Origin of the sequence: Longimicrobium sp., from assembly GCA_036389795.1 — a bacterium.
Lineage (GTDB): Bacteria > Gemmatimonadota > Gemmatimonadetes > Longimicrobiales > Longimicrobiaceae > Longimicrobium.
The window spans coordinates 1-22,806 of the sequence record DASVWD010000020.1; the positions used below are offsets into that span (position 1 = coordinate 1).

The 22,806-nt window shown below is 72.6% G+C and carries 18 protein-coding genes; 7 read left to right on the forward strand and 11 right to left on the reverse strand.

All coding sequences use genetic code 11. From position 1 onward, the window contains the following. Positions 1 to 485: 485 nt before the first annotated feature. From VF746_02280 to VF746_02315, 8 genes are all read right to left on the reverse strand, one after another. The gene (locus VF746_02280; protein ID HEX8691242.1) at positions 486 to 869 is read right to left on the reverse strand and encodes a hypothetical protein; all 384 of its coding nucleotides are present in this window, start codon (positions 867 to 869) and stop codon (positions 486 to 488) included. 259 nt (positions 870 to 1,128) lie between these two features. Then, positions 1,129 to 1,788 carry a TetR/AcrR family transcriptional regulator gene (locus tag VF746_02285; GenBank protein HEX8691243.1) on the reverse strand — a complete coding sequence of 220 codons (660 nt, stop codon included), beginning with the start codon at positions 1,786 to 1,788 and terminating at the stop codon, positions 1,129 to 1,131. 128 nt (positions 1,789 to 1,916) lie between these two features. Next, complete coding sequence (locus VF746_02290; protein HEX8691244.1) at positions 1,917 to 2,528, reverse strand: hypothetical protein; 612 nt, start codon at positions 2,526 to 2,528, stop codon at positions 1,917 to 1,919. A 103-nt stretch (positions 2,529 to 2,631) separates the two neighbouring features. After that, a complete protein-coding gene (locus VF746_02295; protein HEX8691245.1) occupies positions 2,632 to 2,916 on the reverse strand; it encodes a hypothetical protein in 285 nt (94 codons plus the stop codon). 44 nt (positions 2,917 to 2,960) lie between these two features. Beyond that, on the reverse strand, positions 2,961 to 3,485 hold the full coding sequence (locus tag VF746_02300; GenBank protein HEX8691246.1) for a Panacea domain-containing protein: 525 nt from the start codon (positions 3,483 to 3,485) through the stop codon (positions 2,961 to 2,963). 239 nt (positions 3,486 to 3,724) lie between these two features. Then, positions 3,725 to 4,174 (reverse strand): hypothetical protein, encoded by a 450-nt coding sequence (locus VF746_02305; GenBank protein HEX8691247.1) that lies wholly within the window; start codon positions 4,172 to 4,174, stop codon positions 3,725 to 3,727. Between the two features lie 61 nt (positions 4,175 to 4,235). Continuing rightward, positions 4,236 to 5,585 carry a histidine kinase dimerization/phospho-acceptor domain-containing protein gene (locus VF746_02310; GenBank protein HEX8691248.1) on the reverse strand — a complete coding sequence of 450 codons (1,350 nt, stop codon included), beginning with the start codon at positions 5,583 to 5,585 and terminating at the stop codon, positions 4,236 to 4,238. A gap of 29 nt (positions 5,586 to 5,614) precedes the next feature. Then, a complete protein-coding gene (locus VF746_02315) occupies positions 5,615 to 6,763 on the reverse strand; it encodes an HD domain-containing phosphohydrolase (GenBank protein ID HEX8691249.1) in 1,149 nt (382 codons plus the stop codon). A gap of 979 nt (positions 6,764 to 7,742) precedes the next feature. Between VF746_02315 and VF746_02320 the strand changes: the two genes are divergently transcribed. Both VF746_02320 and VF746_02325 read left to right on the forward strand, forming a co-directional pair. Beyond that, complete coding sequence (locus VF746_02320; protein ID HEX8691250.1) at positions 7,743 to 8,576, forward strand: hypothetical protein; 834 nt, start codon at positions 7,743 to 7,745, stop codon at positions 8,574 to 8,576. A gap of 13 nt (positions 8,577 to 8,589) precedes the next feature. After that, a complete protein-coding gene (locus tag VF746_02325; GenBank protein HEX8691251.1) occupies positions 8,590 to 9,672 on the forward strand; it encodes a hypothetical protein in 1,083 nt (360 codons plus the stop codon). 180 nt (positions 9,673 to 9,852) lie between these two features. Here VF746_02325 and VF746_02330 read toward each other — a convergent pair whose 3' ends face one another. Both VF746_02330 and VF746_02335 read right to left on the reverse strand, forming a co-directional pair. Next, positions 9,853 to 10,734 (reverse strand): AraC family transcriptional regulator, encoded by an 882-nt coding sequence (locus VF746_02330; GenBank protein HEX8691252.1) that lies wholly within the window; start codon positions 10,732 to 10,734, stop codon positions 9,853 to 9,855. A 96-nt stretch (positions 10,735 to 10,830) separates the two neighbouring features. Next, positions 10,831 to 13,215, reverse strand: a complete 2,385-nt coding sequence (locus VF746_02335) for a hypothetical protein (protein ID HEX8691253.1) — start codon at positions 13,213 to 13,215, stop codon at positions 10,831 to 10,833. 321 nt (positions 13,216 to 13,536) lie between these two features. On the opposite strand from VF746_02335, the gene VF746_02340 reads away from it, so the two are divergent. Next, positions 13,537 to 14,751, forward strand: coding sequence for a CehA/McbA family metallohydrolase (locus VF746_02340; protein ID HEX8691254.1), 1,215 nt, complete (start codon positions 13,537 to 13,539; stop codon positions 14,749 to 14,751). Between the two features lie 72 nt (positions 14,752 to 14,823). Here VF746_02340 and queD read toward each other — a convergent pair whose 3' ends face one another. Continuing rightward, complete coding sequence (gene queD / locus VF746_02345) at positions 14,824 to 15,201, reverse strand: 6-carboxytetrahydropterin synthase QueD (GenBank protein ID HEX8691255.1); 378 nt, start codon at positions 15,199 to 15,201, stop codon at positions 14,824 to 14,826. Positions 15,202 to 15,423: 222 nt separating this feature from the next. On the opposite strand from queD, the gene VF746_02350 reads away from it, so the two are divergent. The 4 genes from VF746_02350 to VF746_02365 all read left to right on the forward strand — a co-directional run bounded on the left by VF746_02350 (position 15,424) and on the right by VF746_02365 (position 22,759). After that, positions 15,424 to 16,494 (forward strand): AI-2E family transporter, encoded by a 1,071-nt coding sequence (locus VF746_02350; protein ID HEX8691256.1) that lies wholly within the window; start codon positions 15,424 to 15,426, stop codon positions 16,492 to 16,494. A 102-nt stretch (positions 16,495 to 16,596) separates the two neighbouring features. Continuing rightward, positions 16,597 to 17,022: a nuclease A inhibitor family protein gene (locus tag VF746_02355; GenBank protein HEX8691257.1), complete on the forward strand. Its 426-nt coding sequence runs from the start codon at positions 16,597 to 16,599 to the stop codon at positions 17,020 to 17,022. A gap of 588 nt (positions 17,023 to 17,610) precedes the next feature. Further along, positions 17,611 to 18,885, forward strand: coding sequence for a hypothetical protein (locus VF746_02360; protein ID HEX8691258.1), 1,275 nt, complete (start codon positions 17,611 to 17,613; stop codon positions 18,883 to 18,885). A 640-nt stretch (positions 18,886 to 19,525) separates the two neighbouring features. Continuing rightward, positions 19,526 to 22,759, forward strand: coding sequence for a PKD domain-containing protein (locus tag VF746_02365; GenBank protein ID HEX8691259.1), 3,234 nt, complete (start codon positions 19,526 to 19,528; stop codon positions 22,757 to 22,759). Positions 22,760 to 22,806: the final 47 nt, after the last annotated feature.

A 22,806-nucleotide genomic window follows, 5' to 3' on the forward strand; every position in this document is an offset into this window, starting at 1 on the left:
GCCCGGACTACTTCGACTCCCAGGGTGGAGAGCGCGTAGCGCGACGCCTGCAGCGGCGTCTGGAGAGGCTCGGCTACAAGGTGGAACTGCGGAAGGCCGCCTGAAGAGCGCGACCCCGGCTCCGTAGTTTCTATTCAGGGAGCCGCTGCGCCGAATCTGTTTCAGCACCGATGTTTGGCGGCGACCGAAGGATCTACTCACCCCGAAGCGAGGCCGGCTTCCGCGCGCTGCATCTGGCCACCAGCACGCGGAGTAGATCCTTCGGTCGCGTCCCACCCTTGGTGCGGGAGCGAATTACGCGCGGACGCTCCCTCAGGATGACCCTTTCGTCTTAAGTGGAATGCACAGTCGGTTTCGGAAGATGGTATCACACGGAGGAAACGGAGTTGACGGAGAACGGCGGGGTTCCCCTGCTGACTCCGTCAACTCCGTGCGAGGCTTCTCGTCGGAGGATCGCAATCCAGCGCCATCCCTGGAAAACGGGATCAGAAGCTCAGCTCCGGCTCGTGGTGGCACGAATAGCACACCATCGGGTGCGGGACGCTGATGCGCGCGCCGGGCTTCAGCCGAATCGACGTGCCGCAGCGCGGGCAGCCGCCCTGGAACGAGCGGACCAGGTACTGGCCCCGCCAGCTGCGGTAGACGGTGAACGCCCCCACCAGCACCGGGATCGAGGTGAGGAACGGGTCGAAGATGGTCACGAAGAACATGGTGACCGCCGCGGCGGCCCACGCGCCCGCCAGCGCGGCGGTGCGCACGGCGCGCGACCAGAACGGGACGGGGACCACTTCCGCCTTCCCTTCGGCGTCGCGGTGCCCCGGAAGGACGATCCGCGCCACCACCGGCACGGCCTGATCGGCGTCTCGCATCGCTAGAGGCTCCCTGACGAGGACTCCCCGGATCTCCTGCTCGGCCTGAAGGACTGCGCCGCGCGGCCTCCCCGGGCCCGCGGGAATACAACGGGGCGGCGGGAGGACGCCTCGTAGGGGGCTGCGCGATTCGCGTGTGGGGGATTTCCTGATCTTCTGTCGGGGACGGCCGATCAACCGTCACCGGCTCGTCCGGACAGGCGAAAAGCCCCGGGCGCTCGCCGCGGGGCCTGGAGTCCGCCTGGTCGTGGAGGGAGGGTTATGCGTCGGCGCCCGCGCGGGCGCGGCGGCCGCCGGAGGGGGCGCGCGGGGCCTCGGGGGGCTGGAGCTGGTCGAGCAGGAGCCGGCGCAGGAAGCCGGTGAGCTCGGCCAGGGGGATGGTGGCGCGCAGCTTCACGTGCTGGAACACCATGCCGTCGCGCGCGGCCAGGATCAGCCCGGCCACGTGGTCGGGGTCCACCTCGCGGCGGAAGGCGCCCTCCTCCTGCCCCCGGCGCACCAGGGCCGCGATGGCGCTCAGGAACGCCGCGAAGCGGTGCTCGATGGAGGCGCGCACCGCGGGGACGTCGCCCGCCGAGGTCCACAGGTCGATGAACCCCCGCTGGGTGGCGGCCATCTTGGGGTCGAGCCCGGCCATCATGAAGCTCTCCATGAACGCCGTGAGCTGGTCGGCGGGGCTCATCCCCTCGCGCGGCTCCAGCAGCTCGAGCTGCTGCCCCACGTAGCGCTCGACCACCGCGGCCAGGATCGCCTCCTTGTTCTCGAAGTACGGGTACAGCCCGCCCTTGGTGAGCCCGACCGCCTCGGCGATGGTGCGCATGCTGGTGCCCGCGAGCCCGTGCTTCGCCAGGCAGTCGACCGCGGCCTGGAGGATGGCCTCGCGGCGGTTCTCCTTCAGCTTCTGGGGGATCTTGGGCATCGTCGGAGAAGGCGGGGAATGGCCTCCGGGTGGGCGGTATACGGATGTAGTGCGCGGACGGCGCGGACGCAAGGGGAGCGTGCGAGCCGCGAAGTGCGACGTGCGAAGTGCGCCGTCGGGTGCAGCTCCTACCCCGCGGTGATCGGCACCTCGGGGCCCAGCGCGTACCCGCGGCCCAGCCGCAGCCCGCGCTCGGCGCAGAAGTCGAGGGGGACGTACTCGTTGGACGGCGGGCCCTCGGGCCACTCGGGGAGGAGGCCCATCGCCTGGTACGCCTCGGCCACCAGCTCGGAGCAGAAGACGCTGGAGAGGTCTTCGCCCGGGCTGGCCCCGCCGGGACCGTCGTACGCCGCGCGCAGCTGCTGCAGCCGGCTCCGCTCGAACTCCGTTTCCGCGAAGCGGTGCCGCACCTCCTCCAGCCGGGCCAGCATCGGCGGGGTGAGGGGCCGGTCGAGCGGGCGCAGCATGATCTCGCCCCGGTAGGTGGCCACCCGCTCCGCCACCGTCACCAGCTGCACCCCGGGGCGGGCGAGCCCCGTCTCCGCGTCGGGGACGTCCACCAGGGTGGTGGACTCCCAGAGGAAGGGCTCGTCGCGCCCGGGGAGGCGCACCACCATCCCCACGTGCGACCACCTGCCCCCCGAGCAGAACTTGATGGTGGTGGAGATGGCGCTGGTCCCGGAGAAGAGCAGCAGGTCCCCGGTCTTCAGCCGCTCCCGGACCTCCTGGTAGGTGGGCATCGCTTGCGTGGGGTAGATGCGGACGCCGCCCGGCGGAGACCATCTACAGCGGGCGCCGGCTTTTTCTTCCGGTAGGGGTACGACCTCGCGCCTGCCTGCACGCTCAGAATTCGAGCGCATCGTCCACCAGCTTCAGCCCTACAAGCTCCACCTGCTTCGGCAGAATGCGGTAGTAGATGACGAACGCGGGAACTCCGGGGGCCGCCTCCGTCGGCAACGCGAAGATCTCGGGGTGGCTCGTCGGCTGCCCGATCCCGTGCGGGTCGCGTGCGAGCGCGAAGATCACGGCCTCCATCACCTCGTCCCAGCGCTGGATGTCCGAGTGCTCTCCCATCTGAGCCCGGAAGCGCTGCGACTCCACCACCTCGTAGAGGATGTATCTTCCCATCGGAAGCGGGGCCGAAAGCGTGCGCGCGAAGGGGGGACGCCGCTTTACAGCTCCGCCAGCTGCAGCGCGAAGTCGGCTTCCTCCTGGGTGATCTTCCGCTCCGAGAGGAACACCGTCGCGTACGGAATCGTCTCCCCCTCCTCGGCCAGCTTCCAGCCGAGCTCGGCGTGTGAAAGCTCGCTGGACTCCGCGGCGGTCAGGCCTCGCAGCGCCTCGATCACGAAATCCACCATCGCGATCTCCTCCCCGCTGAAGGGCGAGAGGTCGGCCTCGCGGATCGCGATCGCCCGGACCTGCTTGAGACCGCCCACGAAACGGGTCCTGAGCGCGAGATCGCCGGCCTTTTCGAGCGCGTCGCGCACCGGGACCAGCCGCCGCGGCGCGGGACCGTTCGGGAGCCGCTGATACTCCTGGCCCGTGATCGAGCGCCCGGTCTTCTGGTGGAAGAGGAAGTCGGCGTAGAAGAGGATCTTGTTGAGCTTGATCGCCCCGAAGAACCGGTCAGCCTCGGAGCGCTCCGCCACGTACAGGATCAGCTCCGCCAGCTTCCTGTCTTTCTTCGCAACCATGGTCCTTCACTCCATGGCTCGGGTTCGCATCCTTCAGCTCAAGATGATGGCCACACTCTCAAAAAACCTACCGTACGTCGTGTAGCCGGTCAATCAGAGCGCCCGACGCATACCCCGATGTCGACGCTCGCGGGAGGGCCACCTGTCGGGCTCACGACTTCTCACGCAGAGCCGGCAGAGCCAGCGGAGGGGGTTCCTCCGCTGACTCCGCTGACTCTGCGTGAGACCTGATGTTCTTATCAGGCGGCGCGGACGGGGACGGGGCGGTCGGGGAAGCGGCGGACCGGCACCTCCGCCTCGGGGCGGCAGGCGCGCGGGACGGCCGCCTGGGGGAGCGCCTCCAGGACCGCGCGCAGCAGCTCGGCCCGGTCGGCGGGAACCAGCGTGGCGCCGTGCAGGCGTCGCAGCCGGCCCAGCAGCCGCGGGTCGGGGAACGTGCCCTCCAGGTCCACGCTCAGCAGGATCGGCACGGCCGGCCCGCACGCCTCGCGCACCCGCACCACGTCGGCCTCGAGCTCGGCGTCGGGGCCGGCGGCGTGCAGCACCACCAGCGAAGGCGCCCGCTCCGTGCGCAGGCGCCCGAGCACCTCGTCGGGGGAAAAGAGCAGCTCCAGCGTGTTGCCGCGGAGCCGGTACGCGAGCCACGACCCGATGCTGGGCGGCGGGCTCGACAGGAGGATGGTGGCCACTGTGCCTGACCGGCGGTGGAAGGGTTCCGGGGGATGAAACGCCGCGGAGGTTCGGGAGGTCTTACGCCGGCTCGCCGGGCGAGGGGCCGCCGGCGCCGTTCTCGGAGGCGCGCATCCCCACGCCGCCCTCGTCGGTGATCACCAGCGCGGCGGGGTCGTGCTCCAGCGCCGCCAGCCGCGCCGCCAGGTCGCCCAGCCGCTGGGCGGCGTCGTAGATGGCCGCCACCTGGCGCTCCAGGGTGGGCTCGGCCTGCACCAGCCACTCGCGCCGGAGCAGCTGCGCCTCGCCGGTGACCACCGCCAGCGGGTTGTTCAGCTCGTGGCGCACCGCCCGGATGAACGCGGGCAGCGCCGCCGGCGGGGCGGGCGCGGCCTCGGGCTCCGCCTCGGGCGCGGCGGCCTCCCGGGCGCGGCGGGCCGAGGCGCGCGGCGGCGGCTCGGCGGCGGGCTCGGCCTCCTCGCGCCGCGCCTCGCGGAGCGCGCAGAGGAGCACCTCGGCGCCGCCCTCGCCGGGCGCGGCGTCGGCCGTGAGCTCGAAGGCGCGGTAGATCTGCGTGGCGTCGGAGAGGCGCACCTGCAGCCGGGCCGGGCGCGGCGTCTCGCCGCGCAGGAGCGCCGCCAGGCTCCCCCGGTCGTCGGGGTGCACGCGGGTGATCCAGTGGTCCAGCCGCGCCCCCAGCGCCTGCGGGGCCACCCCCAGCACCGCCTGGACGGCGCCGCTCCAGCGGGCGGCGCCCGTGCCGCGCTCCACCTCCAGCACCACCACCCGCCCGAGCTCCAGCGCCGCCTCCAGCCGCTCGGCCCGGCCCTGCACCTGGCGCCCGGCTCGCCAGGCGTCGAGCGCGGCGCGGCTGCGGCGGCGGGCGTCGTGCGCCTGGGCCCCCGCCACGGCCGCGGCGGCCGCCCGCGCCACCAGCTCCACCGCCGCGCGGTCGGCCTCGTCGAAGGCGGGCTCGCCGGCGGCGCGCGCCGCCACGGCCACCCCCACCGCGCGCCCCTCCACCAGGAGCGGCGCCGCCAGGTAGGGGCCCCCCAGGTCGCGCTCCACCAGGAACGCCGCCGGGTTGGCGGACACGGCGCCCGTCGTCCGCGTGGCCTGCTGCTGGAAGGCGCCCCCCGCCAGGCTCCCCTCGAGCGGGAGGAGCTCCCCCTCCTCGCCCGCCAGCGCGCCGGTGCCCGCCCGGAGCCGCAGCGTGTCGGGCTCGGCCGCGTCGGGGGTGGCCAGCGCGGCCGCGGGGGCGTCGGCCACGAGCGCCAGCGCCTCGGCCAGGGTGCGGAAGAGCCGCTCCGTCTCGCCGGGTCGCGCCGCCGCCTCCACCACCCGCGCCAGCGCGGCGAGCGCCGCCCCCGCCCGCTCGGGCGGGAGGGCGGGCGTGCCGGGCGCGGGGGGGAGCGCGAACGGGTTGGACATGGGGCGGGGCGGCGGGTCCGGGGGGCGGGTCAGTTCAGCAGCGGGACGGCGCGCAGCCGCTCGGGGAGCGACTGGTCGGGGCGGGCGGCGTCGTGCAGGCGCAGCGCCTGGATGCAGGAGAGCTCCGCGCCGCCCTTGAAGCCCTCCCCGAAGGCGCGCAGGAAGGCGTCGACCACCCGCGGGTCGAACTGCGTCCCCGCGCAGCGGCGCAGCTCCTCCAGCGCCACCGGCTCGGGGCGCTCGGCGCGGTAGGGGCGGCTGCTCACGATGGCGTCGAAGGTGTCGACCACCGAGACGATGCGCCCGGCCGTCGAGATCGCCTCGCCCGCCAGGCCGAAGGGGTAGCCCGCGCCGTCCCAGCGCTCGTGGTGGTGCAGGATCCCGGGGACCGCCTCGCGCAAGGACGAGCTCCGCTCCACGATGGCCGCGCCGATCAGCGGGTGCTGCTTCATCACCGCGTACTCTTCGGGGGTGAGCGTCCCCGGCTTGGTGAGCAGGTGGTCGGGGATCCCGATCTTCCCCACGTCGTGCAGGAGCCCGGAGACGGCCAGCGCGCGCAGCTCCTCCTCGCCCAGGCCCAGCTCGGCGCCGGTGGCCACCGCGTAGATGGTCACCCGCTCCACATGACCGCGGGTGTAGCGGTCGCGCGCCTCCACCGCGTTGGCGATGGTGAGCAGCCCGTCCAGGAACATCTGCTCGATCTGGTCGGCCTGCTCGCGCACGCGCTGCTCCAGGCGGCTCTGGTAGTAGCGGTTCTCCAGCAGCAGGCGGCGGTGCTCCACCGCGCGCGAGAGCGCGTGCAGCACCTGGTCGATGTTGAACGGCTTCAGCAGGTAGTCGTCGGCGCTCAGCCGGAGCGCCGCGATGGCGTTCTCCATCGTCCCCGCGCCGGTCAGCAGGATCACGGCGACGGTGTCGTCCATCGCCTTCACGCTCTTGAGCAGGTCGATCCCGCTGATCCCCGGCATCATCAGGTCGGTGAGCACCACGTCGGCCCCCCGCTCGGCGAACAGCTGCAGCGCGGCGGCCCCGTCGGGCGCCTCCAGCACCTCGTACGGCTCGCCGGCCAGGAGCTGGCGCAGCACCTGGCGGATCCCGGCCTCGTCGTCGACCAGGAGCACGCGCGGGCGTCCGTCTACGGCGCCGAGCAGGGGCGTCGTGGGGGTGAGGGTCACCATGCTTCGAGTTTTTCCGGGGGGAACGGAGGCGAGGCAGCGGGCGCAGGGCCCGCCTCAGGGAGAGGCAGGTGCCGGGCCATCTCTGCCACGGATGCGCGTATCAGCCCGTAAGTGTAAGCTGCGTTTCGGCATGTGTCCACGCCTACGATCGCGGCGTCTCCCGGCGGCGCGCATCGCCGCGTTACAACCCCCTGCCACGCCGCGATACGGGCGTGTCGTTCGGAAGCCGCGCTTCTTCATGCCCGCGCGCGCGGATCGGTGCGGATCGGTAATGTGGATCGCGATCCGGCGCCCGTTCCGGACGAGAAAGCGCCGGCCCGCCACCCCGACACCCGCACTCCGCACCCAGGACTTCGCACTTCGCACTGCGCACTGCGGTTTGGGCGTGTCCCTCCGCTGCGCTCCGGGCCGGGCTGCGCGCGCGGTAGGGCACGATACGACCGTGCCCAACCGCGCCGGGCCGCCGCCGCGACGATACCCCTGTCGCGGCGCCGTCCCGGCCCTCCGGGCGCGCATCCCTCACGCGAACGGCGAGGGGACAGGGGACAGGGAACAGCCCGCGAACCCCGTCTTGTCGGCACAACGCCGCATCCCGCGCCCGCTACGAGCGGAGCGAGGAAGTCCCTCTCCCGCGCAGCGGGGGAGGGACAGGCGCCTCAGGCGCCAGGGAGGGGGCCCCCGCCGCCGCGACGGGCGGGGTTTCGTCCCCGCTGATACCGGGAACGGTGCCAGTTCGGGTGGCGGGAGAAGAGGCGGCGCTGTAACGGGATGTTGCGGCGGGCGGTAACATTCCAAGGCACCGCGCCGGGGAAGACCCGGCCCGCGTTCGCTCCAAGTGGTTTTCCCGCCGTCACTTATGCGGGGCGCGGGCAAAGGCATGGCGTCTGCCCCTGAGCCCCGGACGCGCCGGCACGGCGCGAAGTGACGGCGGCCGCCGGACGGGGCCGCCGCCGGCAACGCACCCGCCCGGGAGAAACCCATGACACGTGCAGGGTCGGCCCTCTGGAGAGCCGCCGCGCTCTTCCTCACCACGGCCGGCGTGCTCGCCGCACCGGCCTCCGCGCAGGGCGTGCGCGACCAGCTGCGCATCCCGCTGCCGCCCTCGTTCGACGTCCCCGCGCGCGGCTCCTTCGCCGCGCCGGCCATCGCCATCGGCGTCCCCACCGGCTTCGGCGCCGACTTCGGCGACGTGTTCGTGGGCGTCGGCTACCAGTCGCGCACCCGCTTCTCCGAAGACGCCGACGGCGGCGCCGTGATCGGGCTGGGGCTCGGCGACGCGCGGCGCTACGTGGGGCTCGAGGTGGCCGCCTCGCAGTTCGGCACCTTCCGCAGCTGCTGCCGCGGCGGGCTCTCATTCAAGCTGCACCGCATGCTCCCGGGCGCCACGGGCATCGCCGTGGGGTGGGAGAACGCCGTGGGCTGGGGGCACCTGCGCGGTGAAGACGACGGCCCCTTCACCGACGCCGGCAGCAGCGTCTACGGGGTGGTGAGCAAGGTGTTCTTCCTCCAGGACGACCCGGCCATCCCCTTCAGCAGCGTGGCCGCCACGGTGGGCGTGGGCAACGGCCGCTTCCGCACCGAGGACAACATCCTGGAAGACCGTGAGTCGGCGAACGTGTTCGGCAGCCTGGCCGTGCGCGTGGTGGAGCCCGCCTCGGTGATCGCCAGCTGGACCGGGCAGGACCTGAACGCCGGCGTCTCGCTGGTGCCGCTGCGCCGCTTCCCGCTGGTGATCACCGCCGGGGCGGCCGACCTGACCACCGAGCCGCGCGCCATCATCGGCGTGGGCTTCGGGATTTCGTACCCCTACTGAGGCTGAGCCTACGATGAACGCACCTTTCGTCCGGCGCCTCCTCTGGGGCGCGCTCGCGCTGCTGCCGGCGGCCCTCGCGCCCGCGGCCGGCGCCCAGGTGGTCTACCCGGGCTTCTCCCGCTCCGACCAGTCCGACGTCACCTTCGTCTCCCTCACCACGGCCGACATGCTGGGGCTGGAGCCGGGGGTGGCCAAGAGCTACTCCTGCCCCGTGGCCTGGGGAGTCCGCAACGCCGCCCAGACCGTGGCGGCCGACCTCTCCGGCCAGCGGCTGCGCCCCACCCTGGTGGCCGCGCCCGCCCTCGGCAGCGCCGTGCAGGCGGACCTGGGCTCGGTGCTCGCGGGCGAGGACAGCGACGTGGCCGAGGACCGGCTCGCCGCCGCGCTCACGCCCCCCGAGAGCCGGGGCGGGGCCGCCGCGGCCCGGCGCCTGGTGAAGCACCTGGACGGGCTGGTGGCCGTCACCTCGCAGCTGAACCCCGAGCGTCCCGGCTACATGATCCCCTCGCGGGTGAACGCCGCGGTGGCCGTGTACAACGCCTACCTGGACGCCGTCCCCGAGAGCTGGCTGGAGAGCCGGCCCGAGGCGGTGCTGGCGGTGGGCTCGGTGCTCGCCCGCATGGTGACGGGGGCCATCGAGAACCACGGGCGCACCGAGCTGGGTGCCTCCTGCGCGCCGCTGGTGTCGCCGCCGCCGCCGGCAGTCGCGGCCCCGCCGCCGCCGCGGCCGTTCGCCCTGTGCGTGCTCGCCGCGTCGGGCCCGGTGCAGGTGTACGGGCTCATCGATGCCGAGCGCGGCGACAGCACGGTGGTGGTGGCCGGCCAGCGGCGCGCCTTCCGCGAGGCGTACCCGGCGCAGCCCACGGCGGCCTCCGCCCGCTGGCTGATCGAGGACGAGGACATGGTGCTGGGCACGCGCACCTACAAGCGGTCCGGCCTCGCGCGTGAGATCCTCCCCGGCCGGGTGGCCCGGTTCGCGGAGTACCGCGGCGTCACGGTCTACGCCGAGCCGGGCGTCACGCGCCCCGAGAAGGTCTACGTCCCCGTGGGCGAGTGCAGCTTCCAGGAATACGCCATGTTCGAGGCCCGCGGCTGAGCCGGGGGTACGGAAGTACGAAGTACGGATGAAGGGCCGGGCGGCGAGGGTGCCGCCCGGCCCTTCGGCCGTTCGTCCCGAGCGCGCGGAGCCGATCACCAGAGGGCCGGCTCCGCCCCGCGGGTTGCGGTTGAAGCCTCGCGGGGTCGGCGAGGCTTTCCGTGGCTCCAGCGGGTGTCTTCAGGCACTCGTCCCCGGGCCGCGCGGATCCCGATCGCCCGGCCCCTGGGCTCCCGGACGGCCGCCGGCCCTCCCCGCGGCGAACTCCGTCGGGGTGAGCCCCGTCTCGCGCTTGAACGCGCGGCAGAAGTGGCTCTGGTCGTAGAAGCCCACCCGGAGCGCCACCTCGGCCCCCGGCACGCCCGGGTCCAGCAGGAGCCGCTCGGCCGCACGCACGCGCACCGAGCGCAGGTAGCCCGCCACCGTGCACCCCATGGCGCGGCGGAACTCGCGCGAGAAGCGCGGCGGCTCCACCTCCACGGCGGCCGCCGCGTCGGCGATCGTCACGGGGCCCGCCGCGTGGGCCCGCAGCCAGTCGAGCGCGCGGGGGAGCCATCCGGGGCGGTCCGCCCCGCGCCCCGGCCGCGCCCGCCCCGCGGTCGCCACGATCTCCAGCCACAGCCCCTCCACCGCCAGCGGCGACAGCGCGTCGGCCTCCAGCAGCTCCCGCCTGAGGCGCGCCACCAGCGGCTGCAGGGGCGAGGCGGCCCCGCCCAGGCGCTGCCCCAGGGCGCGCGTGTGGTCCGCGTAGCGCGCGGTCACCTCCGGGCCGATCTCCAGGCTGAAGCACCGCGCCGGACGCGCGCTGAACTCCTGCGCGTGCACCTCGCCCGGCGGCCGGTACAGCACGTCCAGGGGGACGCACTCGGCCGCGGCGCCGCCGGAGCGCTCCCGCCAGCTCCCCTCCAGCACCACGCACAGCAGCGCCCGCTCGTGCGCGTGCGCCTCCAGGCGCTGGCGCGGGCGGTAGCCCGTCTCCTCCAGCAGGAAGGAGCCGGCGTGGGCGCGGCGGACCGCGCGGCCGCAGAACCGGCCGGCGGCGAGCAGGGGGACCGTCTGCATGGTGACGACCGGGGCGAGGGGTGGCCGATCCGCCGACCCGGGCAAGCTACGGCGTCCCGGCGGCCCGCACCACGCCCGCGTGCCCCGCCGCGCCCGTCACGGCGCCACCCCGGGCACCACCGGCCAGCCGTACCGCACCGCCAGCCGCTGCAGCACCTGCACGGCCAGCCCGTAGCCCGTCAGCCCGTGGTTCGCGAGCACCACGGCGCCGCGCCCGGGCGACGGGAAGCCGACCAGCAGCGCCGTGTGCCCCGCGCCGATCCCGGCCGCGTGGAAGGCCGGCCCCGCCGGGGTCTCGGCCACGCGCAGGCCGCCGCCCGCGCGCCGCGCCGGCCCCAGGAGGTCGCGGCCCGCGTCGGCGCCCGGCGCGAGGAGCCGGCGCGCCACGGCCGCGTCCAGCGGCGCCGGCGCATCGCCCGCCGCGGCGCGGAGCAGCGCCGCCAGGAGCGCGCCGAGCTCCGCCGCGCTCGTCTCGAACGCCGCCGCCGCCGCCGGGTCGACCGTCTCCCGCGGCAGCGCCACGGCGCCCGCCCCGTCCGCCCGCGCTCCCAGCGGGGCCAGCACCACCTCGCGCGCGAGCGCCGCCGGCTCGCCGAGGGTCTCCAGGCGGCGCCGCAGCTCCGCCTGCTCGGCGGCGCGGCCGCGGAGCAGCGAGTCCAGCCCGGCCGTGTCGGCGAGCCGGCCGCGGCGGGCCAGCTCCAGCGCGGCGAGCGCCAGCGGCAGGCGCGCGAGCTCCGCCGCGTCGAAGCGCGTCGCCGCGGTCGCGGGCGCCCCGCCCGGCGCGACGGTGCCGAACCCCTCCGCCCACGCCACGCGCCCGTCCTCCACCACGGCCACCGCCACCGCCGTCGCCCCGAGCCCCGCCGCGAGCCAGGGGACCTCCGCGCGCAGCCACGCCCGGAACTCCGCCTCGCTCCACCGCTCCGTCACCCCCGGCACCGGCCCGAACGCGCGCTCCCACAGCGGCAGGCGGTGCTCCGGATCCAGGCGCACGCCGGTGGGCGCCCCGGCGGACGCCAGCCGGAACGTCGCGACCGAGTCCGCCAGGAGCACCCGGTGCGTGCGCGTCCCCGCGGCGCCGTCGACGGCGATGGCGAGGGGGAGCCGGTACGGCGCCGTCCGCTGGCGGAGGGTGACCCGCGCGGCGGGCCCGTCCGCGCCCCGCTCCGCGCGCCACGACACGTCCAGCACCGGCAGCCCCGGCCGCTCCAGCCAGTCCGCGAAAAAGCGAGCCAGGCCGGTGTCGGCGGGGACGGCGCGCCGGAACGCGTCGGCCAGGTCCACCAGCGACATCGCGCCGCCCGCGCGCTCCCGCGCCAGCGCGCGCAGCGTGCCGAAGAACGCCGCGTCGCCCACGCGCTCGCGCAGCATCTGGTAGATCCACGGCCCCTTGGAGCGCGCGGGGAGCGGCGTGTAGTCGTCCAGCAGGCGGCGGTCCTGCCCCGTGCGCCACAGGTGCACGTGCGCGCGCGTGCCGAAGAGCGGGTCGGCGTCGCGCAGCAGCGCGCGGGCCGCGGCCGCCCCGCGCGTGGCCTCCACCACCAGCGCGGCGCCGTGGCTGGCCAGCGCCTCGTCCACCATGTCGTCGCCGGGCGGGCGCGAGTCCACCAGGTTGGGCCACCACATGTGCGCCAGCTCGTGCGCGAAGAGCGGGACGTTCACGCTGTCGCCCAGCAGCGCGTGCGTGTGGGCGACGAAGTAGCCCGGCTCCGAGCGCCCGCCGAACCCGGGCGGCGCCAGCGCGGCCGGCAGGTCCGCGATGGCGAAGGACTCGAACGGGTACGGCCCGTACGCGCGCTCCAGGATCTCCACCATCGGCGGGATGGCGCGGGCGTACAGCGCCGCCTTGCGCGCGTGCCCCGGCGAGAGGTAGACCGCCACCTCGGCCGCGCCCACGCGGTGCCGGCTCACCACGTACGGCCCCGCCACGAAGCTGCGGGCGAGCCGGCGCCCCGTCCGCCACGTCTCGCTCCGCCCCATGCCTCCGTCGGCGCTGTCCGCCAGGACGCCGACCGCCAGCGCGTGCCACCCCGCCGGCATCCGCACCCGCGTCTCGCCCGGGGCCGCCAGCGCGGGCGGCTCTCCCGCCGCGCCGGCCAGGCCGGGGTACCAGTTGCCCCGCCACGAGGCGAACGCCCCCTCCCGCCCCACCGAGAAGCCGCGCCCCGGGTCGAGCGCGACGAGCGTGTGGGCGCGGAAGCGGAGCACCAGCGAGTCCGCGCCCGCGCCGCCCTCCAGCGCCACCCGCGCCGAGTCGCGCCCCGCGCTGAGAGTGGCCTGCACTCCCGGCCCCGTCACCTCGTCGAGCGCCGCCGCCCCCGCGCTCACCACCAGCACCGGGCCCGCGGCGGGCCGGCCCCGTGAGCGCAGGTGCATCGTCCCGCCGATCCGCAGCCGCGCGCTGTCCGGCAGCACGTCGACCTCCAGGTCGAGCCGCACCAGCTCCCACCCTCCGTCCTGCGCCCGGACCACGGCGGGCATCGCTGCGAGGATCGCCGTCGCGGCGAAGAGGAAGCAGAGCCGTCTTCGGGATGAGGTTCGCATGCGCGTGGCCCGGGCAAGGGTCTGCGGACGTGGTCACGGAAAAACTAGCGTTCCCCGCACGCCCGGGCTTGTACGGATTGGAGGGGTGTTTGTACGGATTGAAGGCTTATCGGCCAAGAAAGCACTCAATTTCGTGGATCCGGTGCTTGATGCGGTATTCCTTGACCTGCCGCCACATTCCCGCATCATTGATGTAGCCGCTCCAGACCCACCGCTCCGCCGTTTCTTTCTTCGCCAACGTTCGCAGGAGAAACAAAAATGAGCCCAATACTCGCCTCCGTGTCGATTCGTGCGACCATGCCAGTGGCCGCACTCCTGTGCTCAGCGCTTTCAGCCTCCAACGCCTCTGGCCAGCGCGTATTCTTCGGCAATCTGCACAGCCACACCTCGTACAGCGACGGCACAGGCACCCCCTCGCGCGCGTACAGACACGCCCGCGACGCCGCCCGTCTCGACTTCCTCGCAATCACAGAGCACAACCACGCGGGGGCCGAGTTCGGCGCCGGAGAGCGCGCCGACGGACGATTGATCGGAACGGACCACAGGCTCTATTCGGGTCCGCAGAACTCCGCCCTGATCCCGAGCGCGAATCGATACAATGAAGATGGGCGTTTCGTCGCCATCTACGGCCAGGAGTTCTCGACCATCGGCAAGGGGAACCACGTCAACGTGTTCGACGTCGACCGGGTCATTGAGGTAAGCAACGGCGAATTCGCCGAATTGATAGATTGGCTGGAGGACCATCCCGATGGCACCGGCCATCCAGCGGTGCTCCAGTTCAATCACCCGGCGTTGCACAGCACGTCGAAGGAGTACGGCGCCGACGACTTCGGCTCGGAGGAAAACTGGATAGCAATGATGGGGCGCCACGCCTCGCTGATCGAGGTCCTCAACGGGCCGGCGATGGAGAGCAGCGCAGGGCACCGCGCCGAAGAAGTAATGGAGGAGGACTTCTTCCACTATCTCAATGTGGGATTCCACCTTGCTCCCACAGGAGACCAAGACAACCATTATGCCACCTGGGGCACGGTCACCGATGTGCGCACCGCCGTGATCGCAGATGAGTTGACCCGCGCCAAGGTCATGGGCGCACTCCGGAACCGGCACGTCTACGCGAGCGAAGACCGCAACCTGGAACTGATCTTCCGTGTGGGCGGGCACCTGACAGGGGACATCGTCCGTGATCCACCGGCCATCGGCTCAGAATTGCCAATCGAACTCACCATCCGCGACGCGGACGAGCCGAACGCCCAGTACACGGTCTCGGTGTTCGCGGACGACAAAGCGGGCGGCGAGCCGGCGCGGTTCGTCACCTCTCGAACCGTCCAGGGAGACACCCCCGCCGGGACACCGCTGCGAATCGGCGGGGTCCGGTACAGCGGCCCGGGGCAGTACGTATTATTGAAGGTGCGCCAACGCAGTGGAGTTCTGGCGGATCGCGCCTGGACCGCGCCCGTCTGGTTCGAGCCCTGAGTTGTCGGCGCCGGCAGGGCGGCCCCGGAAGGGCCATGGGATCCGGCGGGTCGCTTGCGGTGGCCCGCCGGATCAACGTCCAGGCACTTCCGCCTCCTCGCCCCGGTACACGCACCCCGAGGTGCACGTCTCGCGGACGACGACCTTGCGGAGGCCGGGGAGCGACGGCGCCAGGCGCTCCCAGATCCAGCGCGCCAGGTTCTCGCTGGTGGGGTTCTCCAGGCCGGGGATCTCGTTCAGGTAGCGGTGGTCGAGCGCGTCGTGCAGCGGCCGGAACGCCGCCTTCACGTCGGCGAAGTCCATCACCCAGCCCAGGCGCGGGTCCACCGGCCCGGCCACGTGCACCTCCACCCGGAACGAGTGCCCGTGCAGCCGCGCGCACTTGTGGCCGGGCGGCACGTTCGGCAGCAGGTGCGCGGCCTCGAACTGGAAGACCTTGAAGACGTCCATCGGCGGATCCCCGGCCGGGTCTGGGCTGAACGGCGCGAGCGGGCGCGGGAAAGGTGCTCCCCGCCCCCCCGCCGCGCAACGTGCCGCATGCGCCGGGCCGCCCGCCGCACGGCACGCTTCCGCCAAGTGCGTCCGGCGCATACATTTGATCCGCCCGCCGCGCGCGGGCGTCCGCCGCCGCCTCCCGCCTCTCTTCCCGGTCCCGAGCGAGAATCCGCCGCGATGAATTTCTCGACGATGATGCGCCGGCTGCCGCTGATGTGGCTGCTGATCGGCGCATGCCTGGTGATCCTGGCCGCCGGCATGCGCGCCGCCGCCTCGGTGCTGAACCCGGTGATGATGGCCGTCTTCCTGGCCGTGCTCCTGGGCTCCACCGTCAACGCGCTCACCCGCCGCCGCGTCCCCTCGGGGCTGGCGGTGACGGTGGTGATCCTGGTGGTGGTGCTCACGGGCCTGGTCGGGGTCGCCTTCCTGGCGGGCTCGCTGCGCCAGGTGGCCGTGCAGCTCCCGTCCTACGTCGCCCAGCTCAACGGCCTGTTCCAGCAGTTGAAGGCGGACCCCAGCATCGGCCCGCGGCTTCCCGCCGACCTGCCGTCGCTGGTGGGGGGGCGCGACGCCGCCCGGGTGGCGGTCTCGATGGTGACCGCGCTGCTGGGAGCGGTGGGGAACCTGAGCCTCACCCTCTTCATCTTCGCGTTCATGCTGGGCGGGGTGGCGCGCATGGAGCGCGACGTGGAGACCCGCGCCGCCTCCCGCACCGACTTCGGGCTGCGCTTCCAGGCGTTCACCGAGAAGATGCGGGCGTACATGGGGGTGCGCGCCGTGCTGGGGCTGGTGGCCGCCGCGCTCGACTACGTGCTGCTGCTGGTGATGGGGGTGGAGCACGCGCTGCTGTGGGCCGTGTTCTCCTTCCTGCTCTCCTTCGTCCCCAACATCGGGTTCACCCTCTCGGTGATCCCGCCCGCGCTCATGGCGCTGCTGGGGCTGGGGTGGAAGCAGGCGGTGATCGTGGTGGTGGTCTACATGATCATCAACAACGTGGTCGACAACGTGATCGGCCCGCGCTACGTGGGCGCCGAGATGAAGATGTCGGCCCTGCTCAGCTTCCTCTCGGTGATCTTCTGGGCGTGGGTGCTGGGCCCCACCGGCGCCGTGCTGGCCATCCCGCTCACCGTCTTCCTGCGCGACGTGGCGCTGGGGATGGGCGAGAAGCCCGTGGTCGTCCAGGTCCCCGGCCCCGGCCCGCTCCCGGTGGAGGAGGTCTCGCCCCCACCCCCCGTCCCGGCCGTCTGAAGGCGGCACGGCGCGGCGAAGGGGCGAAAAGCACGGCCTTCGCCCCTTCGTCGTTCGTGGCGACCTCGATCCCTCCGTCACGCGCACCCGGTCTCCCGAACCATGCCCGAGCCGACCGCCGCCCCCGACCCCGCCCTGCGCGCGCGCCTGGAGTCCGCCGCCGGGGGGCTGGTCTACACCAGCGAGTCCGACCGGCCGTTCGAGTGGTTCTTCCTCCCCGGCGGCGCGGCGGGGTGGCCGTACGGCGTGGACGAGTTCGCGCGGCGCCTCGGCGCGGCGCCGGGCGAGAAGCGGGAGGAGCGCTCGCTGGAGCACTTCCTGGCGCGCCACATCGAGACCAGCGACCCCTACGACGTCGAGGCCCAGCGCATCCGCCCCCGCTACGAGGACCTGCGCCGGGTGCTGGAGGCGAGCCTGGGAGAGGTCCGCGTCTTCCGCCTGGGCACCATGGAGGTGCGCTGCTACGCCGTCGGCAGCGACGGCCGCGGCAACCTGGCCGGCCTGCGCACCATCGCCATCGAGACCTGAGCCGCCCGCACTTCGCACTTCGCACTTCGCACCTCGCACTTCGCACTGCGGTCCCGGGCGTGTCCCTCCGCTGCGCTCCGGGCCGGGCTGCGCGCGCGGTAGGGCACGATACGACTGTGCCCAACCGCGCCGGGCCACCGCCGCCACATAACCCCCGTGGCGGCGGCGTCCCGGCCCTGTCGGGCGCGCATCCCTCACGCGAAGCCTGGTCACCGAAGTCCGCCCGACGCGCCGAACCCCATCCCCCGCCCCGAACGAGCCTGCGCGGGTGGGCTTCGTGCACGATTCGACATCTCCGCCCGGAGGGAAGCTGGCAGAACTCGCGTTCGACCGGGAGGAACCGGCCGGGATACCCGCGGTCCAGCCTGCGAGACAGGAGTCGCCCGGCGGTCACCGGCCCGAGGAGGTCCTGCTCGAATACTGATCGTTCCCTTCGGACTCCGCTCCCCTGGCGCCGGCCTTGCGCATGGAGAGCGCACTTTGTTGGCGGACTCCTGCGTTTGAACAACCTTTTCGGCCGGTAAGCCGCGCTTTATTGTTCAGCCTGTTTGCTTTGAAGGCCTCCGCCCCCGCTACCGGAACAAAAAAATGACCAGGCCCTCCGATCCGCGCCGCCGGCCGTTCGTCCCTTTCCGGGCGCCTCGGCCGCTGCTTCACCGGATCGGAACCCTTGCCTTCAGCGGGTCTGAAATCCTCGAAGAGTATGCCGGGATCGCCGGATTCGTCCTCTGGCAGTCGTTTCGGGATGTGGAGCTCTCGGCTACGGCCAGTCTGGGAGAGGAACTCTTTCACAGGCTGACGGTCGACCGGCGCAGCCTGATCGACGAGCTGGAGGAGCGGTTCACTCCGGTCAAGCCCCCGCTTCTGCTGATCTGCGAGCTCACGGCAGCGGAGGCTCCAGCCGCGGCTGAGATTGCCGCCGGTTGCGACCTGATCGCTGATTGGTCAGAACAGCAGAGCAGGCTTGCAACCGCATCCGAATACGCGCAGATGGCGAGCCTTACTGACCCGAAAAAGGCCATGTATGCCGTGCGGGCGGCGCGGACGCTCAGGATGCGGGCGGAGTGGGCGCGCGCCTGGAGCTGGTTCGACCATGCCATTTTTCTGGCCCGCAGGTCCGGCGATTGGAACGCCTACTCCCTCGCCTGTGTCAGCCTCGGCTACCTCTATCTGGAGCGCGGCAACTTTCCGAAAGCCCGTCAGGTTCTAAAACGCGCCTTGCGCGCTGCCCTTCGGCATCACCTGGTCGAGCAAGCCGGAGCCGCGTACCACAACCTTTTTGTCCTCGAAGCCTCCTCGGGCCATTGGGATGCGGCCGAGTCCTGCGTGGTGAAAGCCCTCAAAGCCTATCCGAGCGGTTCGCGCTTCCGCCCGCGCCTGGCGCGCGATCTGGAGTATCGCTTCATCCAGCGCGGCTACTTTGGGCGGGCGCTGCCGCTTGCCCAGGAGGTGCTTGAGCACTTCACTGCGCCGGCCGAACGGGCGCTGGTCTGGTCTGATATCGCGAGAGCCGCAGCCGGAGCCGGTAACCTCGAGGTCTTCGAGCGGGCCTGGACTCAGGCCTTCTTTCCGGTCGAGGAAGGGTTAACCGAGCCGTTCACGATCGCCATTCTTCTAAACCTCGCCCACGGGGCCGCATTCCGCGGTGAAGCGGCAAGAGCTTCGGTGCCTGCGAGACAGGCAATGGAACTGGCTCGTGCCCGGCAGGAAGGCCAGTCCGTACTGGAGGCCGAAGCCCTTCTTGATTCCCTTCGGTCCGTCAGATCCGAACCCGCGCCAGCGCCAGATCATCCCTCCCGAGCGACTGATGCGGTGACCGAGGTATTTCTTCGCACGCTTCAACAGGATCGGGCGGCGGCATAAACCTGTCCGCCGCCCGTTCCGAATGGGTCAGAGGATCACTTCCCGCTGCCCATGTACCCCGTACCTTCGAACCTCGCCTGCTCAGGGGGAGTTGTCTCGGGCGCCGTGGGGCTGCCGGTCGTACAGGCAGAAGCGAGCGCCAGGAGCCCGAGCAGGGCGATCATGCGAAACCTCATCTTGCCACCTCCGGAAGAAGGGTAGGGAGAGCGCGGAAAAATCCGCGGGTGGCAAGTTAGTCGGTTTCGTTCACTCTGTCGCTCTTTTGGAGTCTGGGGCGGCAGGAGCATGAAAACCCCAGGTCCTGCCCCGGGGCGGCGCCTGCACCCCGTTTCGCCGCGCGCAGCGCCGAAGTCCCCTCCCCAGGGTGTTTCGGGTGAGGGACGGGCTCCCCGGGCGCCAGGAGAAGGGCCCCCGCGCGCCGCGGACCAGCCCTCTTCGCGCCCTGGGATAAACATTTGTGGTCCAACGACTTACCCGCCGACGCCCGCAGTCGCCCGGCAACGGATTCGTTGCGCCGAAACAATTGCCAGATGGCGGTAAATGTGTTAGCTTTCGAATCTGTGCGGTGCCCGCCGCACGCGCTGCAACGCCCCCGCCGGATTTGAACCGGGGGCGTCTTCACTTTCCGCCTCCGGATCCGATGCGACTGAATTCCTTCCGCGCCCCCGTGCTCGGCGCGCTGGCGCTGGTGCTGTGGTCCTGCACCGACGCCGGCATCACCGACCCGACGCTCACCGCGCCGGCCGGCCCCCGCCGCGCCCTCACCGGCAACGCCGGGATCGTCATCAACGAGATCATGCCGAACCCTGCCGCCGTCGCCGACGAGGTGGGCGAGTGGTTCGAGGTCTTCAACGCCGGCGACACCGACGTCAACCTGCAGGGGTGGAAGATCGCCTCGGCCAACGACGCCGTGCACACCATCTCGTCCAGCGTGCCGGTTCCGGCCGGCGGCTACGTGGTGCTGGCCCGCAACGGCAACACCACCGTCAACGGCGGCGTGAGCGCGGCGTACGTGTACACGGTGGGCACCGTCACGCTCAACCTGAACAACAGCAACACCGACTGGCTGGCGCTGCGTGACCCGTCGGGCGTCTCGGTCGACTCGGTGCACTGGGGGACCAGCTCGCCCCCCACCGGCGCGTCGCGCGGCGTGGTCAACCCGCTGCTCGACAACACGCTGATGAGCGGCACCGGCGCCAACTGGGCCACGCAGACCACCGCCTACAACTCCGTCGACAAGGGCACCCCGGGAGCCCAGAACAACGGCGCCATCCCGCCGCCGCCTCCCCCGCCGCCCGTGGGCGCGCTGGTGATCAACGAGATCCTGGCCGACCCCAGCGCCGTGCTCGACGCCGACGGCGAGTGGTTCGAGGTGCACAACCCCGGCGCCGCGCCGGTCGACGTGCAGGGGTGGACGATCGCCTCCAACAACGACGCCCCGCACACCATCGCCAGCAGCGTGGTGATCCCCGCGGGCGGCTACGCGGTCTTCGGCCGCAACGACGACCCCGGCAGCAACGGCGGCGTGACCCTGGCGTACAGCTACGCCACGGCCACCACGCTCAACCTGTCGAACACCTCCGACTACCTGGCGCTGCGCAACGCCAGCGGCGCCACCGTCGACTCGGTGGCCTACGCCGTGGCGCCCCCGCGCGGGGCCTCGCGGGCGCTCACCAGCCCGACGTCGGACAACACCGACGTGGCCGGGAGCGGCTGGTTCAACTCGACCACGATCTTCGGCGCGGGCGACCGCGGCACGCCGGGCGCGGCCAACAACTCGGTGCCGCCGGGCGAGCCGGGAGTGCCGGCCGCCATCAGCATCTCCATCAACTTCCCGCAGCGGGTGCCGGTGGGCTACACCAAGCCCGCCTTCGCCACCGTGCGCGACGGCACCGGCGCCGTCATGTCTCCGCCGCCGGCGCTCGCCTGGAGCAGCAGCAACCCCGCCGTGGCCACGGTCGACTCGCTCGGCTACATCACGGGCGTGTCGGTGGGCACCACCACCATCCGCGCCACCGCGCCCAACGGCGTGGTCGGGCAGGCCAACTTCAGCGTGATCGACGCCGACGCCACCACGCCGGCCATCTACCGCAACCACGTGGAGTTCGGCGCCCCGGCGGGCGGGCCCGCGGGCGTCCTGCTCAACAAGCGCCAGTTCGTCACCTCGTACAACCCCGGGCGCGGCGGGCCCAACTGGGTGGCGTGGAACCTGAACGGCACGCAGTTCGGCGCGGCCCCGCGCTGCGACTGCTTCTCGGCCGACCAGACGCTGCCGGCCGACGTCTACCACGTGGTGGACTTCGACTACCGCAACGGCGGGTACGACCGCGGGCACATGGTGCAGTCGGAGAGCCGCACCACCACCGACCAGGAGAACGCCAGCACCTTCCTGCTGACGAACATCCTCCCCCAGGCGGCCAACAACAACCAGGGGCCGTGGGCGCAGCTCGAGATCGCGCTCAACGACATGGTGCGCACCGGCGGGAAGGAAGTGTACGTGATCGCGGGCGGCATCTACGCCGCGAGCCCCGCGACGCTCAAGAACGAGGGGAAGGTCGCCATCCCCGACTACACCTGGAAGGTCGCGGTGGTGGTGGACGCCGGCGAGGGCCTGGCCGACGTGCACTCGGCGGCCGACCTGCAGGTGATCGCGGTGAAGATGCCGAACCTGCTCACCACGGCCGCCGCCATCCGCAACACCCCGTGGCAGAACTTCGCGGTCACCGTCGACCAGCTCGAGGCCGAGACCGGCTACGACCTCCTGGCGAGCCTGCCGAACCAGATCGAGATCCTGGTGGAGGCCAACGACCGCGCGCCGGTGGCCGCCACCGACGGGCCGTACAACGGGCTGGAGGGCTCCGCCGTCACCCTGGACGGCTCGGCGTCGAGCGACCCCGACGGCGACGCGCTCACCTACGCGTGGAACTTCGGCGACGGCACCACGGGAACGGGCGCGAAGCCCACCCACACCTACGCCGACAACGGCAACTACGTGGTGACGCTGACGGTGACCGACCCGGCCGGCGCCGAGTCCACCACCACCACCTCGGTGACGGTGTTCAACGTGGCGCCCGCGGTGGCCGCCTTCCCCGGGGCCAGCATCCTGGCGCACCAGGGCTACGCCGCCACGGGGAGCTTCGGCGACCCCGGCGCCGACAGCTGGACGGCCACGGTGGACTACGGCGACGGCTCGGGCGCCCAGCCGCTCGCGCTCGACGGCAACGGCTTCTCGCTCAGCCACACCTACCACGCCGCGGGCACCTACACCGTGACGGTGACGGTGACCGACGACGAGGGCGCCCCCGGGACCCGCACCGCCACGGTGGTGGTGACCAACGTGGCGCCCGCGGTGGCCGCCTTCGCCGGAGCCACCATCCTGCCGGGCGAGACGTACTCCTCGGCGGGGAGCTTCGCCGACCCGGGCCCCGACACCTGGACGGCCACGGTGGACTACGGCGACGGCTCGGGCGCCCAGCCGCTCGCGCTCGACGGGAAGAGCTTCTCGCTGTCGCACGCCTACGCCGCCGCGGGCACCTACACGGTGACCGTGACGGTGACGGACGACGGCGGCCTGTCGGGGAGCCGCACCGCCACGGTGACGGTGCTCAGCGCGCAGCAGGGGATCCGCGAGCTGATGTCGCAGGTGAGCGCGCTGGGGCCCACGCTCGGCAGCGGCAACGTGGTGGCGCTCACCGCGATCCTGCGCAACGCGACGGCGTCGCTCAACCGCGGCGACACGGGCGCGGCGATGAACCAGCTGCAGGCGTTCATCAACCAGGTGGAGGCTTACGTGCTGGCCGGCGACCTCACGCCGGCCCAGGGCGAGGCGCTGACCGGCTACGCCCGCCGCATCGTCGCCAGCCTCGGCGGCTGACGCGCGGCCCGGACGGTAGCAGTCGGTTCGACAGACGGTAGACGGAG